The sequence below is a fragment of the Streptomyces virginiae genome, from assembly GCF_041432505.1.
Classification (GTDB): Bacteria; Actinomycetota; Actinomycetes; order Streptomycetales; family Streptomycetaceae; genus Streptomyces; species Streptomyces virginiae_A.
The window spans coordinates 143,599-158,540 of sequence record NZ_CP107872.1 but is presented as its reverse complement, the minus strand read 5'-3'; the positions used below and the strand labels follow the sequence as shown (position 1 = coordinate 158,540).

Genomic DNA, 14,942 nt, shown 5'->3' with positions numbered 1-14,942 from the left:
ACCGCAACGGTCAATCTTCAGTGAGATTGGTCAACCTTCAGTGAGACAGGACAGCGGGTCAGTGTCAGTCGTCGGGTTGTCCTGCTGTTGCTGTCTGGGTGCTAACGCCGTTAGCACCCAGACAGCAACTACCGCGGAAACTAGGCAAAACGCACCTAACGTGTGGTCTGAAACCATGCTGGCGGCAGTATGCTGCCGCCTATGTCATCTCCCATCTCGGGAGGTGAGCGGGAGAAGCTCGTCTCCAAGCTGCCCGCTCACCTCCAGCAAGCTCTCAAGGTCCGCGCGGCGCAGCTCCAGACCGACATGCAGGATGCCGTCGCCGGTGGCATCCAGGCCTGGCGGGACTGCACGGACGAACTTCCTGCCGTCAACACCGCCGGCGCCGACTCGTTCGGTACCTACCTGCCCGAAGGCCTCTACGAGGACTTCAAGGCCGACTGCCGGGAGCGTGGCGTCTCCTACATCCAGGGGCTGGCCCAGTCCGTGGTCCTGTGGCTGGCCGACCACCCTGCCGGGGTCCAGGCCACGACCCGGCGGATCATCGTCTGCAACCAGAAGGGCGGTGTCGGCAAGACCGCGGTATCCGCAGGTCTTGCCCAGGCACTCGCGGAAGACCCGACTGCCGTCGGCGCCGCGGCCGGTGCGGGCATCTGTGGCCTGCGGGTCCTTCTCGTCGACTACGACCCGCAGGGGCACCTCACCCACCAGCTCGGCCTCACCGCGATTCCCGCCGGCGAGGAAAGCCTCATCACGCACATGCTGCACCGGGAGCAGGCCAAGCAGTCGCTCCTCGACCTGACCATCGCCATAGACGGTGACCGGTTCGGCGGCCGCCTCCGGATCCTGCCCGCCGCGTTCGACGCGTTCCTCCTGGACTCGGGACTCACCGTCTTCCGCGGCCCCCGCCACGCCGCTCTCGAACGCGCCCTCGCCTCCCTCGAAGACGAATTCGACGTCATCGTCGTGGACTCGCCCCCCAGCCTCGGCCTCGCCATGGACGCGGCCCTCAACTACGGACGCCAGCGCGACGACGAGAAGCCGGGCGCCTCCGGCCTCGTCATCCCCGTCGAAGCCGAGGACACCTCTGCCCAGGCGTACGGGATGCTCATCCAGCAGATCGACTCCCTCTCCCGGGACTTCGACATCGCCATCGAGCAGCTGGGTCTGGTCGTCAACAAGTTCGACAGCCGTCGCGGGTACATCGCGACGTCGTCGCTCGACAAGTGGAAGTCCCTGGGCACTCCCCCGGTCCTCGCCGTCGTGCCCGACGTGAAGGAGCAGCGCGAGGCGGTCCGTAAGCAGCGCCCGCTGCTGGACTACGCACCCGATTGCGAGCAGTCCCACCAGATGCGGCAGATCGCCCGAGGGGTGAGGACACCATGAGCAAGGCGGACATGCTGGGGGACTCCCCCACCTTCAACGCGGTCGCCCAGCCGATGAGTAGCCGCGCGGCTTCCTTCGCGAGGTTCTCCGGTCAGGACGGCCCCGCCGCCGAACAGGCCGCCACCGGCCGGACCGGGACGCTGCGTGTTGCCGTGGGCACCCTGGCCCACAACCCCTACAACCCGCGCGAGGAACTCAAGTCTGTCGACGACCTCGCCGACAGCCTCACGGCACGAGGCGTCATCCAGCCTCTTACGGTCGTCACCCGTGAGGCCTTCCTCACTGCCCACCCCGGCCACGTGGACGGGCTGGGTGAGGCCGCCTACATCGTCGTCGACGGGAACCGTCGCCTGGCGGCGTCGAACCTCGCCGGCCTGGATGACGTTCCCGTCCACGTCGACGACTCCCTCGCCCAGGACGCCGACACCCTCTTGGAGACGGCCCTCACCGCAGCCGTTCAACACGAGAACCTCGATCCGTTGGACGAGGCGAAGGCTCTCCAGCGGCTCGTCCATGTCCACGGGTCCCAGCGTGCTGTCGCCAGAGCGTTGGGCAAGTCCAGTCCGTGGGTCACACAGCGCCTCGCGCTCCTCAAGCTCACTCCGGAGCTCCAAGAGGCGGTGGAGGACCGCAGCCTCCCCGTGGAGATCGCCCGTAACGTCGGCCGGCTCCCCACACAACAGCAGCAGAGCGCCGCGGAGGAAGCCCTGGCCAAGCGAGCGGCTGCCAAGCAGCGGAAGCAGGTAGGCGCCACGAGTGCTAACGCCGTTAGCACTCCCCCCGCTGCCGAAACGCGCGAGCAGTTCGCACCAAGTGCTAACGCCGTTAGCACCCCTGCCCCCGCTCTCGCTCCTCTTCCTGCTCCGGTAGGAGTCACCGGCGACCGTTCGCGTTCCGAAGCGGAGCCCGACGACCAGGTGCCGGCCGCTCCGGCAACGGACGAGCCCCACCTCGTCGACATCCTCAAGCTCCCCCGCGTGCCGTGGCACGACGGCAACGGAGTTGCCGATCTGATTTTCGAGAAGATGGATGAGGCGCAGCGCGAGGTTCTCCTTGAGCGGCTCCTCACCGCCCACGGCAACGGGTAGCTCTCCTTCGAGCGCGCAGTGCGGAGCCCGCTTGGCCATCTGGCCGGGCGGGCTCCGGTGCGTTGAGGGGGTGGGTGCTAACGGCGTTAGCACCCACTCGCAGCAGTGGCGGTGCTGTCCGTGTCGCTCATGGTGAGCGGCCTCACCGGACGGTGATCAGACGCATCGACTTTTGACGACTGCCCCTTTCGGTACATCGAAGATCGACGGCCCTGTGAATCAGGGGCGCTCCCATGGCCGCCTGCCTCGCCACGTCGTCCCCGTACCTGACCGGCGCCCATGACCTACTGCCGGCTCACACGGCATGTTTCTGCTCGTAGCTTGCGAGCTCGTTCGGCCGGCTGGTAGTTCGGCCCGACACCTTCGATCAGCAGTAGGTCGCCTTGGATGTGGTCGGTACGCAGGTGCAGGATGGTCCGGTAGGCGGGGGAGTCGTACCAGGCACGGGCTTGGGTAAGGCTAGGAAACTCGATCAGCACCATGCTGCCGGGCCAACTGCCCTCCACGACTTCGGCCGGCGGACCGTGGATGAGGAAGCGACCTGCGAACGGGTCGAGGGTCGCCTGAATGCTCTCCAGGTACTCGATGACGTCGGAGTGATTCCGGCGGCTGCGGAGATGAGCGAAGCCGTAAGCGGGCACTATGAGGCTCCCTTGTTCCGGTGGGGAGTGAGTGATGACCGTGAACGTAGCTGAGGGCCCTTGAACGGTGCGATGACCCCGGAGGTAATTGCCGCGAGGTCGAGGAACCACTTGAGGTCGTCTGCAGGCCGGCCACCGCTCTGTTTCTCACGCCAGAAGCCAACTTCGTGACCGAACCAAGCCGTGGCTACCGCAACAGGAGACCGAGGCGGGCAGTGGTTCGAAAGCGGGGGAGGGGCGAGGGAGCCGACCCACTGACCACGCCGGACGCTGCAGAAGCGCTACAGGAGGCTCACGTCCCCGGATCACAGCCAGCAGTACGCCGGCTCTTGCGTCACTTCCGGCTGTGCCACCCAGCGCTCCGCGCCGCGCGGACTCACTCAAGAAACACAGGCCGCGATTGAGAGCCAAGCCCCCCAGCTGAGGACCGTCCGACAGGTTGGGCAGCTGCCTGGATCGCGGCAGGCTTGCAAGAGGGGGCTGCGGCCAGGCGCTTGGCGACACAAAGCGCCCGCGGGTGCTAACGCCGTTAGCACCCCACCATGGAGCGTCATGGCGCAGCATTCCTGAGAAGACCTGCTGTCTGTTCTCGAACAAGCGAGGTGCTCGCCAAGCAGATCCAGTCGCTTTGGGCGAATGGGTCCAGCCGCTGCACGAAGGCATGCGCCTCGACGAGACCTCCGTAGCCCGACTCCGCGCCGATGCCCAGGCCGCGCACCGCCACCTGACACCTGTGTGGCGCCGCCGCACCCGTCATGGCCGAGTCCTGCTGCTCGACACCCCGCTGGGCGACGGCCTGACACTTCACGACCTCGCGGCCGGGACACATCGATCCGGAGAACGCCCGGCTCGCCGCCCTCATCCGAGCGCTGCTGCCGACCGAGCGCACCATCGCCATGGCGTGGGCCCATCCGCAGGTGTCCACTTGGGCCGAGGCCGCTCAGCACGCAGGCGCGGCTGAACCCACCACCGGCGGAGAACGCGTCAGGCGCAAGGTCCGCCGGATCGCTGCCGAGCTTGAACGCCGCCGAGCCCAGGCGGTGCGGGGCCTCAGGAGCCAGCCGTGAGCCTCCTCATGGCAGCAGCGCCCGAGTTCTTGGGAAGCATTGCCGCATCCTTGCTCGTCGCTGGTGCCACTGCGTTCGTCCGCAGGCTTCGCCGGCAGCACACTGCAGAGACGACCTCCGAGGACCGGCCGGACTGAACCGGTGCCTGGATCTGGCCCCTGTTTCGATCCCGACCCCACGAAGACGAGACTCGATCCTGACGTCCAGGACGTCATACGCCTGCCGACGTCGAGTCCTGAGTCGAGGAGACTTGGCTGCCCGACATGGCAGCCGCCCGCGACCAGATCGTTGATGGCATCGGGTTTGGCGGCGTCGCCGACCCATTTCCCGTCCGCGGCGAACGCCGGCACGGTGTTGCGGTCCGCGTCGAAGACCGTCGTGTAGTTGCCCCAGCGCTCGATCGCGAGGTCGTGCAGCACTGGGCCGGTGCGGCGTCCAGGACCTCCAGGGCATCCATGATGAGCCGGGACCGGGGCGTCGGGCCGGACGATGGTGCCGGTGACGCGCGGGATGTCGTCGAGCTGGATGTCGTCGAGCTGGATGTCGTCGAGCTGGATGTCGCGCAGGAGAACGTCGGCGATGGGCGGTTCGTCGGTGGTGCAGGAGTACGCGACGTCGGGGCGTCGGGGCGTCGGGGCGAATCCGGTTCGCGCCGGCGGAGGCGTGGATCAGGTCGAACGTTGTGCCCCGACTGGCGTCGGGACCCGCGACCACGTCGACGTAGCCGTCCAGGGCGGGGTGCGTCCGAGGGGTCATCATCGGGCTTCCGTCCGAGAAGGCCGAAAGGACCTCGGTCGCGCTTCCCCCAGCCCCTCATTTCCAGTGGTCGGAGGGCGAATCGGCAGCCGAAAAGCCGCCAGAGGCCACCTGCGGGCCTGTCAGGTGATCACAGGTCGATTCCTACCGGCCGTGCCGAGTTCGTCGACTGGAAGGCCCATTCTTGGCGTCGCATTTCAGTGACGATGCGCGAATTGTCGAGTTGAGCCCGTCGTCGGCGCACTGGACCTGTGGAAAGGACTACGTCCACGGGGTTGAGCACCACCGATGGTCTGACGACGAGTCGGGCCACACGCACTGGTGCAGCGGCGACAGTCCTCGAGACCTGCGCCCTCCTGGACACCGTGATGCAGGGCGCGTCATGTGGAAACCCCCACGCACTGCGACGGACCGTCCGCCGATTCGATTCCATCGGGCCGGGGGCGAGGTGACAGGGCATGACCTCAAGTGAGGTTCAGGTTGGAGGCTTCTGTGTTGGCCGACCGCCATACGGTGGCGCGGCGATTCACACGTGGAGGAAGTCTCATGTCGAGCAGTGCCGCCGCTTCGAACTCCGGTACCGGATCCACGTATGCCTGTGGTTCCACGGCAACAGCACCGCTCAGCATGAGGTGCTCGCCGACATCGCCGGACGCCACGATCGCAACCCCGAGGCCTTCCCCTACGCGGTGGGACCCGAAGGCGCCCATCAGGAGGAGCTGGACCTCGACTTCGGAGCCGGCACGGGCGTCCGTGGAAGGAAACGAATCGGGTGATAGCGCTGTCAGACCCACAACTCGTACCGCCTACATCCTCTCGCGGCGAAGTACGAGACCCCCGAAACCATGGAGGCCGCGTTCCTTGACGCCCTTCCCCGCATCCAGGCCGGGGACCTGCCCGACCTGAAGCTCCCCACCTGCCACCGGACGCCGCCTGCGCCCACAGGCCGGCCGAAGCTGCAGGTCGCCTGACCTGAGCAGGCATAACAGAGGGCCCTCCACCGCAGCGGAGGGCCCTCTTCGCCTGAGTAGCAGATGGTGGGGGGCGGGGGAGCGACTGAAGCGACTGAACTTCACACACTTCTAGACTTCCTTGAGTGCACGTCGGCATCAGTGGACGCCGCCACATCGAACCGCGTCAGGTCGGGGTTCGCCTGGCACCTGGTGCCGCATCAGACAACGTTCGCCCCGTCGCGACGTGCCGCCCTGTCGCTGTTCCGGGTGTCACCGGACGGCGGAATGATCACGCGGCTGAACGCGTACAGGTCCGCGAGATCGATGACGACGAGGGCAGACGGCTGCTGCGGATCGTCCGCTGTCCGCCCAGCGCATGCCCGTGGCGAAGATCGCCGAGGTCACGTTCACCAGCGCGGAACGGGTCCGCGACGTGATCCACAACTTCGACGCCGACGGCTTCGAATCGCTCCACCCGAAGTACAAGGGCGGCCGGCCCGGATCCTCACCCAGCCCGAGCGCCGGGATATCAAGGAAATCGCCAAGTCGAGGCCGGTCGAGCACGGTCTGCCGTTCTCGACCTGGAGCCTGGCCGAACTGGCCGAACTGGCCGACTTCCTGGTCGCCGAGGGGGGGGTCGACGACTTCAGCCACGAGGGCCTTCGGGTCCTGCTCCGCTAGGAGGGCATCTCCTTTCAACGCGTGAAGACCTGGAAGACCTCCCGCGACCCCGACTACGCGGCCAAGAAGGCGAGGGCCGAGCACCTCTACGCCATCGCCGACGGCGAGGTCATACCCGAGAAAGGCGAACCCGAAGTCGTCTTCTGCATGGCCGAGTTCGGACCGCCCAACCTCCAGCCCCACCCTGGTCGGCAGTGGGCCGAACGCGGCGGTCGGCACAAGGACCATCGGCTACGGCTACAGGGGGTCCTGGGGGCCCGTTGTCGAAGCCGGTCAGCCGTGGTACTCGGGCACCGAGCCGATGGGAGCCTTCGCGACCTCCCTCACCTCCCGGAACCACGCCGGTATCTGGGACCCCTGGGCGTTCCTCGGGCGGTACGACAGCTACGTCCGCACGGACAATCTCGGCTTCGTCGTCGAATTCCTGGCGAGCGCGGCGAGGTGGCGACAACGGTCCGACACCGCCACCCTGCGCGACGACCGCGGCCGCTTCCTCGGCGAGGTCGCCTACCTGCGCGGTCGCGCCCTTGAGCAGCTCGGCCGTGCCGAGGAGGCACTGAAGCACTTCCAGACGGCGTTCCGGTACAGCCCCGGCCTGGGCGATGTGGCCCAGCGCGCCAAGGCGCTGACCGCACCGGCGGCACCCGTGCCGGTCCAGGCCGCCCCCGGCCGTGGAGCAACAGGCCGCGAACTCCTCCGGAGGCACCTTGAGTGACGAGGAGCGTTCGGCGCTGCTGGGCGAGGCGATGGCCGATCTGGACGCGATGGTCGGTCTGGCCCCGGTGAAACGCCAGGTGCGGAGCCTGTCGGCCCAGCTGCGGATGGCGGCCGTGCGCCACAGCCAGGGGCAAGGGCAGGGGCCGGCCGCGGCGCCGGCCCCTCAGCACCTGGTGTTCGCCGGACCGCCCGGCACGGGCAGGACCACCGTCGCCCGCATCGTCGGCAACGTCTTCGCCGGACTCGGCCTGCTGGAGCAGGGCCACGTCGTCGAGGTGCGGCGCGTCGACCTCGTGGGACAGCACCTCGGCGAGACGGCGATCAAGACATCACACGCACCCGGGTGGACTTCCCTTCCTACGCGACCGACCACCCGGTGCTGATCACGGAGTCGTTCCTCGCGGCCCAGGGGGATTCGCTCACCGGGGAGGCGGCGAACGCACTGCGCATGTCGTGGCCGGCCGCCGGTGGTACGCGGGTCCTGAGGGGCCGGGTCAGGCAACCGTCGGCGCGGACGCCGACGGCCCGCGCTGCGAGCGGACGGTCTTCTTGCCGACCTCCCGCGGCGCGATCGTGCGGGGGTCCACGGCTTCGCCCGGAGCGCCTTCCTTGTACAGGCCGTGGGGCTCGGAGTCCCGGTCGTGCGGCAGCAGGTAGAACACCCGCCGCTTGTACAGCCCGCTGTCGGGGTCCGCCTCCGCGGTGTCGCCGAGCTCGGTGAAGCCGATCATGCGCCCGTCACGGTGGTAACGCGGCTTCCCCCGGCGCCGGGGGGTCTTGTCCAAGGCCTGGCGGACGTAATCGAGCTCTGCGGGGTCCTCCAGCCACACCACTGTGTCCTCGTGGGTGAGATCGCTTGCCGTCAGTAGCGAGCTCATGGCCTGGATCCTTCCTCGTTCACGTCGGCCCTCGCGAGCCCTGGATTCCTCCACGCCGCGAGCGGCGCCGATGCCGATATGCGGCTCCGCTCGGTGGGCCACCGCCGGATGGTGGGTCTGTTCATCGTCCTTGTCCATCGTAGGCGTGCCGCCCCCGGTGCGGCAGCACACATCACGTCGCGTTTGCCCGGTTGCGTGGTGCGGTGTCTACTCCTCGTCGGCCAAGAGAGCCAGACCGGGGTAGAACTTCTGCCCGTTCGAGCGCAGCATCTCACTGGGTGAGGCCACACCGACCTCCGCGCGGATGCGTGTGGCGAACGCGCGGGTCGTGGCCGGGCGCAGGCCCTCGCCGTCCTGGCACCAGGCACTGTAGGCCCGGTACAGGGCTCCCTGCTCCACTTTCAGATCTCGTGAATCAGGCAGGTCCGCCCCGCTGGTGCAGCATTCCGACAGGAATCGTCCTATGTGGTCCTCGGTGGTGGCGTAGGCCTGGGTGGCGGTGCGGACCACGCTGGGCCCGGTCAGGGCCGGCTTGGTCGCGAGGTAGGCCTTGGCTCCCTGGATCATCCAGTGCAGAATGCCCGGGCCCTCCTCCTGGACGAGCGCCTCCGCCAGGTTGTCGATCTTACGGTGGTCGGGTACTACCCGCTCGAAGGGGATCAGCCGGATCCGCCGCCAGAAGGCGTGGCCACCGGTGCCGACCTCCGGGCGGTGGTTGCCGAGCAGCCACAGCTTGTGCGTGGGCTCGAAGCTGAAGAAGTCCTGCCGCATGCGGCGTGCCTTGAGGCGGTCACCACCGGTGAGGAGCTTGACGCGGGCCTCGTCGAACCTGTCGTGCGGCTTGAGCTCGCTGCACACGAACAGGCGGCGCCCGTGGAGCTCCGTCAGCTCGGTGGAGTGCTCGTTGAACTTGCCGCGCTCCATGAGGAATCCGGGCGGGGCGACGTCCGCGTAGTCGCCGAGGATCTTGATGACGACGTCGAGGAGGGCCGACTTGCCGTTGGCGCCGACGCCGTACAGGAAGGGCAGGACCTGGCCGCCGACGTCGCCGGTGATGGAGTAGCCGAGCAGGAGATGAAGGAAGTCGATCATCTCCTTGCCCTTGCCGTCGTCGCCGAAGGTCTGGTGGAGGAAGTCGTGGAACCTCGGGGTGTGCATGGCCTCGGGGGCAAGGTACGTGGCTCGGGAGTGCAGGTCCCGGGTGGGGTCGGGCTTGTGCAGGTCACCGGTGCGCAGGTCCACGACGCCCGCGGGGGTGCACAGGGCGTACTTGTCGCCGTCCAGGGAGTCCGGGTCCAGGGCGAGTTCGGGGGAGGCCTTGGCCTGGGCGAGCATCGCCTTCACGCCCGAGGTGGACATGGCGCGTCTGCGGTGCTGGGCCAGTTCCCGGTCGGTGAAGACGCCGCGCGGGTCGTTGCAGGGTAGTTCCTCCGCCATCTCGCCGGCGGCCCAGATCGCGGCCTTCTCGCCACCGGTGCGCTTCCACCGGTACTCGTTCCACACGTACCAGCCCAGTCCCTCGACGTGGCGGAACCGGTCATGGTGGAGGTGCGCGAACAGCTTGGCGTTGCCTCGGTCGGTGAGGTTGCGCAGCAGTCCGACGGAGATGAAGTCGCCTGCGGCAACCGCTGCCGGGGTCGCGGTCTGCTGCGCGGGCAGGCGGCGCCGGTCGCCCCGCCGGCCGGGCTCGGCCGTGTCGGCGGAGCTGCCCGTGGTGAACGCGGCGAGCTGTTCCGCCGCGGCCCGGGCGTCGAACCCCCTGCTTCCGGCGTTGCTCATGGGCGTTCCTCGGTGTGGATGGGTCGGTTGCTTCCGGCGCACAGCCCTGTTTCGACGATGAGGCGGTTCCGGCGCGGCTGGTGGGGGCGTGCGTGATCGGCGGCTTCGAGGAGCAGCCGGCGGCACTCCTGCGGGTCGAAGTGGCCCGTGGCCGCCAGTCCTCCCGCGGTGAATGCCGCTCGGTTGAGCTTCTCGCTGAACGCCGTACCGGCAGGTCTGGTCGCGCAGGCCCGCACCTCGTCGACGAGCGGGGTCAGGACGCGTGCTGCGGCTTGTGTGCGCCCCTGAGACCGGACGCGCGGGAGCTGACGGGCCGCCACAGGGCCGCCGGGGGGCATCGCGCGGGAGTCCTCGACCGAGTGCCCGGTGCGGGCGAGTTCGGTCGTCAGCCACAGCGGCAGGGGGGCAGGGAGCCGCGCTCCGGGCAGCGCCTCGTACACACCGGCGGTCGTGCGTGTCGCGGGCGCCACGATGTATCCGCCGACCGCACGGACGTCGACCTGCCAGGCGAGCGCCACCTTGGGGCTCGATCCGCTGGAGGACCGGAAGCCCGGACCGTCCTTGGGCGCCCGGTACCAGACGTGCATGCCTCCGGAGGGCGTACGGACGCGCAGGGTCGACGTGTCCTCGCACGGATGGGGCCGCGAACGGTACGCCGCCAGCAGCGCGAGGGTGTCGAAGCCGCTCTGCAGTCCGGTCAGGTCCACCCGGTCGTCGACGGGGATTCCGGGCAGCAGCCGCCCGCGCTCGGGCAGCGGGCCCGGGTGGTTGTCGACGTCGATGGCCACGAGCCGGGCCGGGCCGCAGGAGACGCCCGCACCGAACCCGGGCTCCGCCTCCCACCACCGCAGCACCGTGGGCACGTCCGCGGTGGCGGCGTGGAAGCCGTGACACCAGCGGCCCAGGGCGTGGCACGGGCATTCCTGCGGGGGGTGCCGGCGGTCGCGGCATTCGGGGCAGTTCGGGGCGGGAGTCTTGGTCCCCGGCGCCAGCGGGTGCACGGGGTGGCCCTTCCTGGCCAGCCAGATGGCCACGTCCCGCGCCGTCCTGCCACTTTCACCACGTGGCAGGCTCTGGGAATGGACGGGCACTGGCTCTTCCTTGACGCATCGTGAGCGGCGGCTGCTCCGGTCCCCGGGCGGTTCTCCACGGAGCACCTTGACCGTGCCTCAGGGACCAGAGGGACTGAAGGTTCACTGTGCCGGAGACTACCCCAGAGATCTCCGCAGGCGGGGATGCGGCTACCGCTGTATCAGAAGTTCAGTCCCTTCGGTCCCTTGGTCCCTCACGCTATCCAACAGGTTGGTCAGGGTGGGCCCTTCTCGGAGGGCCGTTCGCACCCGGGCGTGTCGCGGCGGCGTCCCTGCACCGCATGAGCCCCCTCTGGGCGGCCACGGCAGCAGTCCTTCCGGTCCCAGGTCTGAATCCGGCGGATTCGCTTTCAGTCCCTGCTTGTTGAGTCCCTGAAGAAAATCGCAGGTCACAGCCCTGTGTATCGAGCCTCAGGGACTGGAGGGACTCGGAATCGCTCTATCCGACCTTTGTGTGTGCGTGTGTATGCGCTCGCGTAAGTAGTCAGTAGGTATTACTGCAAGTAGCGTGGGCGGCTCATAACTGGAGATTTGAGTCCCTTCGGTCCCTCTCAGTCCCTGCCGGAGCCGCTGACCTGCAGGTTCTTCAGTGACCGAAGGGGCAGGGACTCAAAGGTGTCCACCGGGCTTCAGTCCCCCGAGCCGGGGAGGGAGTACCGGGGGAGGGGGCGGCCCAGGTCCCTGAAGGCCGGGACGGACAAGGCGTGAATGCGCCGTCACGCATTCCACAGCGGTATTCGACGCGGGCCGGAATCGGGTCACCGCTCACCGACACCGGGAGGGGAGCACGATCATTCATGCCGTCCAGGGCCACCGGCCCCGCCGGTCGGCAACGGCAACGGCATCGGCGTCGACCGCGGCCGGCGGCCCGTGCGGATACCGCGCACGGGCCGCCACCGGGGGACACGAGCGGCGTCGGCGGCGCCACTGCTGCGGCCGGGGCGACAGCAGCCACCTGGACATCGGCCGGGGAGGGGCAGAGCCTTCCGCCCGGGGGAAGCGCTCGACCGGACCCGCGGGCAGCCGGGCGTACACCGCCGGATCGGGCCGGCGGGACCAGGGCGGCCGGGCCTCGGTCAGTGCAGTGGGTGGTGGCGCAGCCTGCGCACCGTGGCGTCGCCGCCCGTACCGGCGTTGCCGGCAGCACCCGGGAGCGGTTCGGCCGTCATCGCCTGGCTCTTGCCCGTCAGGGCGATCCGGTAGATCTGTGCCAGCACCCCCCACGGCGTGTGCATCGGAGCGTCACTCACCTCGGCGGCCCAGCCGGTGTCCGCGGGTGCCACGACGCTCACCCGCGACGGACGGTCAGGGGGAGCGAGCGGGCACCGAACAGCCCCTCGCGGTGGAAGTCGTACGGCGCGCCCGGAGTGACCCTGATGTCCTCGAACCGGTCCAGCAGCATCTCCAGGGCGACCCTGCCCTCCAGGCGGGCCAGCGGACCGCCGAGGCAGTAGTGGATGCCGTGGCCGAAGGCCAGCTGAGGGTTGGGACTGCGCCTGGGGTCGAAGACCTCCGGGTCCTGGATGTGCCGCTCGTCGTGATTGGCCGAGAGCAGCGACGCCATGACCATCCGATCCTTCGGGATGGTCACCCCGCCGACGACGACCTCCCCGGTGGTGACCCGGGCCGCGACCGTGATCGGGGGCCGCATCCGCAGGACCTCCTCGATGACGCCCGAGATCAGGGCGCGGTCGGCCCGCAGCGCGGCGGCGGTCTCGGGGTTCTCCTCCAGGCAGAGCACCGTGTTGCCGAGCAGCATCGACGTGGAAACGTGCCCGGCCATCAGCAGCAGCGCGCCGAACTCGACGATCTGGCGGTCCGTCAGCCTCTCGCCGGCGATCTCCGCCGTCACCAGTCGGGACAGCAGGTCGTCGCCCGGCGTTTCGCGGCGGGCGTCGACGTGCCGCTGGAGGTAGGCGTGCATCTCCTTGAGCGGCTCCTTGACCAGCCGCTCGTAGTCCTCGCCCGCCTCGTCCCCGAACTGCATCTCGACGGCGTCGTCGACCTGCATCGAGAGCATCCGGTCGGACCAACCGCGGAACAGCTCGCGGTCCTCGGCCGGGACGCCCAGCAGCTCGGCGATCACGATCACGGGGAGCGGGTAGGCGAAGTCACCGACCAGGTCGAACTCGCTGCCCTCGACCTTCTCCAGCAGCCGGCCGGCGAGTTCGGTGACACGAGGCTCCAGGTCGGCCACGGTGCGCAGGGTGAACGCCTGGCTGACGAGGCTGCGCAGCTTGCGGTGGAGCGGCGGGTCGATGACGGAGAGGATCTCCTCACTGAGCGCACTGGAGTCCGGACGCAGCCGGCTCAGGTCGGAGGAGAAGACGGCGGGGTCGGAGGTCACCGCCAGGACGTCGCTGTGGCGGTAGACGTGGAACACACCGTACTGGTCCTCGTGGACGGGGTGTTCGTCACGCATCGTCCGCAGCCAGGCGAGCATCGCCTTGCCGCCGTCCGCCATGGACGGTGGTGCGGGAGGGGTCTGCTGGGCCATCTTTCGGCTCCTTCGGTGCAGGGGGCTGGCGGTGCGGTGGGGAGAGGGATGTCCGGTACGGGGGCCGGGGCAGGGCGGGCTCGCGCACGGGCACCGGCCACCTGCTCGGGGCACGGTGCGCGGGTGCCGTCCCGCCGCCGCTCAGGTGCGGTCGACGGCCATGGCGGCCGTGTGCGCCGCGGTGTCGGCGTCCGCGTGCGTGCCGGTCGGGGAATACGGGTCGAGGGCGTCGGCGGGGTGGTGCTCGATCTGGAGCCGCAGGCCGAGGTCGTGCTCGGCTGCGACCTCCAGCAGTACCTCCATCGCCAGGTGGTCCTCCAGGGCGAAGCCGGTCGAGTCGAAGACCGTCAGTCGGCCGCGCAGAGCGTCGGCGGCCGCCGGATCGGCGCAGAGCTCTCCGAGGCTGAGCCCGATCTCGTGCGGCTCCAACTGCTGGCACTCGCCCTCGTGGCGGGCCTGCTCGGGGTGGTCGGGGCTCACGTGCGCCCGCCGCAGCAGGTCGAGCGGCAGCTCGGTCTTGCCGACCAGGTCGGCGCCGATGGCGTTGATGTGCAGGTGGGGGCGGAACACGGCATCGGCCGGCAGGACGGGCCCGCCGCCGACCGGGACGGTGGTGGCGGTGCAGATGATGTCGGCCTCGGCCGCGATCCGGTGCGGTTCGGCGACCTGCACGTCGAGGCCGAGGAACGCCACCCGGTCGGCGAGGCTCGCAGCGTGCGACGGGTCGGCGTCCCAGGTGAGCACCCGCTCGACAGGGAAGACGCGGGTGAGGGCGTGGAGCTGGGTCACCGACTGGGCGCCGGACCCTATGAGTCCGACCACGCGGCTGTCCGGTGCGGCCAGCAGCCGGCTGGCGACGGCGCTCGCCGCGCCCGTACGGATCGCGGTGAGCAGCACGCCGTCGATCAGCGCGGTCAGCGAGCCGGTCGTGTCGTCGAAGCGGGCGACCGTGCCGATGATGGTCGGCAGGCCGAACCGCCCCGGGTTGGCGGGGCTGTAGCCGACGGCCTTCAGGGTGATGCTGTCGCCGGCTTCGCGGTGCGGCATCCACTCCCAGATACCCGGGACCGGTTCCTCCCGGTTGAATCCGCCGCGCTGCGGGGAGAGCGCGCGGCGGCCCCGGCCGACTTCGGCGAGGCCCTCGGTGAGGCGGTCGATGACGCGGTCCATCAGGGCGTCGCGGCCCACGCTCTCCACAGCCCGTGTCACGTCGCGCTCGCTCAGGACCCAGGTCTCCATCAAACGCTCCCAGAGTTTCTCGTCGGCCGGTGCCTCGGGCACCGGCCGGAGGCTGAGCGGACATCGTCGGAGGGCCTGTTGACACGCGCCTGACACAACTGACGGGGCGGGGCCCCGCAGGGACGTCAGCCGGCTCAGCGCGGTGTCAACGGGCCTGCCGAGACTCGCC

The 14,942-nt window shown here is 69.3% G+C and carries 13 protein-coding genes and 1 pseudogene; 6 read left to right on the top strand and 8 right to left on the bottom strand.

Annotation, left to right across the window (positions count from 1 at the left end):
* Positions 1-201 precede the first annotated feature (201 nt).
* On the top strand, positions 202-1,386 hold the full coding sequence (locus tag OG624_RS41715; protein WP_033220334.1) for a ParA family protein: 1,185 nt from the start codon (positions 202-204) through the stop codon (positions 1,384-1,386).
* Entirely contained in the window at positions 1,383-2,474 is a 1,092-nt protein-coding gene (locus OG624_RS41710) for a ParB/RepB/Spo0J family partition protein (protein WP_051763263.1), read from the top strand. The genes OG624_RS41715 and OG624_RS41710 overlap by 4 nt, the downstream gene beginning before the upstream one ends.
* Positions 2,475-2,758: 284 nt before the next feature.
* On the opposite strand, the gene OG624_RS41705 is transcribed toward OG624_RS41710, so the two are convergent.
* Together OG624_RS41705 and OG624_RS41700 are read right to left on the bottom strand one after the other, a co-directional pair.
* Positions 2,759-3,115 (bottom strand): DUF1330 domain-containing protein, encoded by a 357-nt coding sequence (locus tag OG624_RS41705; RefSeq protein ID WP_033220332.1) that lies wholly within the window; start codon positions 3,113-3,115, stop codon positions 2,759-2,761.
* 550 nt (positions 3,116-3,665) lie between these two features.
* Positions 3,666-4,013: a hypothetical protein gene (locus tag OG624_RS41700; protein ID WP_033220330.1), complete on the bottom strand. Its 348-nt coding sequence runs from the start codon at positions 4,011-4,013 to the stop codon at positions 3,666-3,668.
* A 1,383-nt stretch (positions 4,014-5,396) separates the two neighbouring features.
* Between OG624_RS41700 and OG624_RS41695 the strand changes: the two genes are divergently transcribed.
* The 4 genes and pseudogenes from OG624_RS41695 to OG624_RS41680 all read left to right on the top strand — a co-directional run bounded on the left by OG624_RS41695 (position 5,397) and on the right by OG624_RS41680 (position 7,672).
* Complete coding sequence (locus tag OG624_RS41695; protein ID WP_244290792.1) at positions 5,397-5,714, top strand: hypothetical protein; 318 nt, start codon at positions 5,397-5,399, stop codon at positions 5,712-5,714.
* Positions 5,715-6,211: 497 nt separating this feature from the next.
* A pseudogene (locus tag OG624_RS41690) lies at positions 6,212-6,797 on the top strand (helix-turn-helix domain-containing protein); the annotation flags it as partial.
* A 76-nt stretch (positions 6,798-6,873) separates the two neighbouring features.
* Complete coding sequence (locus OG624_RS41685; RefSeq protein ID WP_033220326.1) at positions 6,874-7,287, top strand: tetratricopeptide repeat protein; 414 nt, start codon at positions 6,874-6,876, stop codon at positions 7,285-7,287.
* Positions 7,280-7,672 carry an AAA family ATPase gene (locus OG624_RS41680; RefSeq protein WP_033220324.1) on the top strand — a complete coding sequence of 131 codons (393 nt, stop codon included), beginning with the start codon at positions 7,280-7,282 and terminating at the stop codon, positions 7,670-7,672. The genes OG624_RS41685 and OG624_RS41680 overlap by 8 nt, the downstream gene beginning before the upstream one ends.
* A gap of 111 nt (positions 7,673-7,783) precedes the next feature.
* Here OG624_RS41680 and OG624_RS41675 read toward each other — a convergent pair whose 3' ends face one another.
* The 6 genes from OG624_RS41675 to OG624_RS41650 form a co-directional block, all read right to left on the bottom strand.
* Complete coding sequence (locus tag OG624_RS41675) at positions 7,784-8,167, bottom strand: DUF6009 family protein (protein WP_033220322.1); 384 nt, start codon at positions 8,165-8,167, stop codon at positions 7,784-7,786.
* A 207-nt stretch (positions 8,168-8,374) separates the two neighbouring features.
* Entirely contained in the window at positions 8,375-9,946 is a 1,572-nt protein-coding gene (locus tag OG624_RS41670) for a DNA primase family protein (RefSeq protein ID WP_331721004.1), read from the bottom strand.
* Positions 9,943-10,980: a bifunctional DNA primase/polymerase gene (locus tag OG624_RS41665; protein ID WP_331721003.1), complete on the bottom strand. Its 1,038-nt coding sequence runs from the start codon at positions 10,978-10,980 to the stop codon at positions 9,943-9,945. Before OG624_RS41665 ends, OG624_RS41670 begins: the two co-directional genes overlap by 4 nt.
* 1,133 nt (positions 10,981-12,113) lie before the next feature.
* On the bottom strand, positions 12,114-12,320 hold the full coding sequence (locus tag OG624_RS41660) for a hypothetical protein (RefSeq protein ID WP_158711824.1): 207 nt from the start codon (positions 12,318-12,320) through the stop codon (positions 12,114-12,116).
* A 5-nt stretch (positions 12,321-12,325) separates the two neighbouring features.
* Entirely contained in the window at positions 12,326-13,534 is a 1,209-nt protein-coding gene (locus tag OG624_RS41655; RefSeq protein ID WP_033220312.1) for a cytochrome P450, read from the bottom strand.
* Between the two features lie 141 nt (positions 13,535-13,675).
* Positions 13,676-14,815, bottom strand: a complete 1,140-nt coding sequence (locus OG624_RS41650; RefSeq protein WP_244290791.1) for an ornithine cyclodeaminase family protein — start codon at positions 14,813-14,815, stop codon at positions 13,676-13,678.
* Positions 14,816-14,942 lie beyond the last annotated feature (127 nt).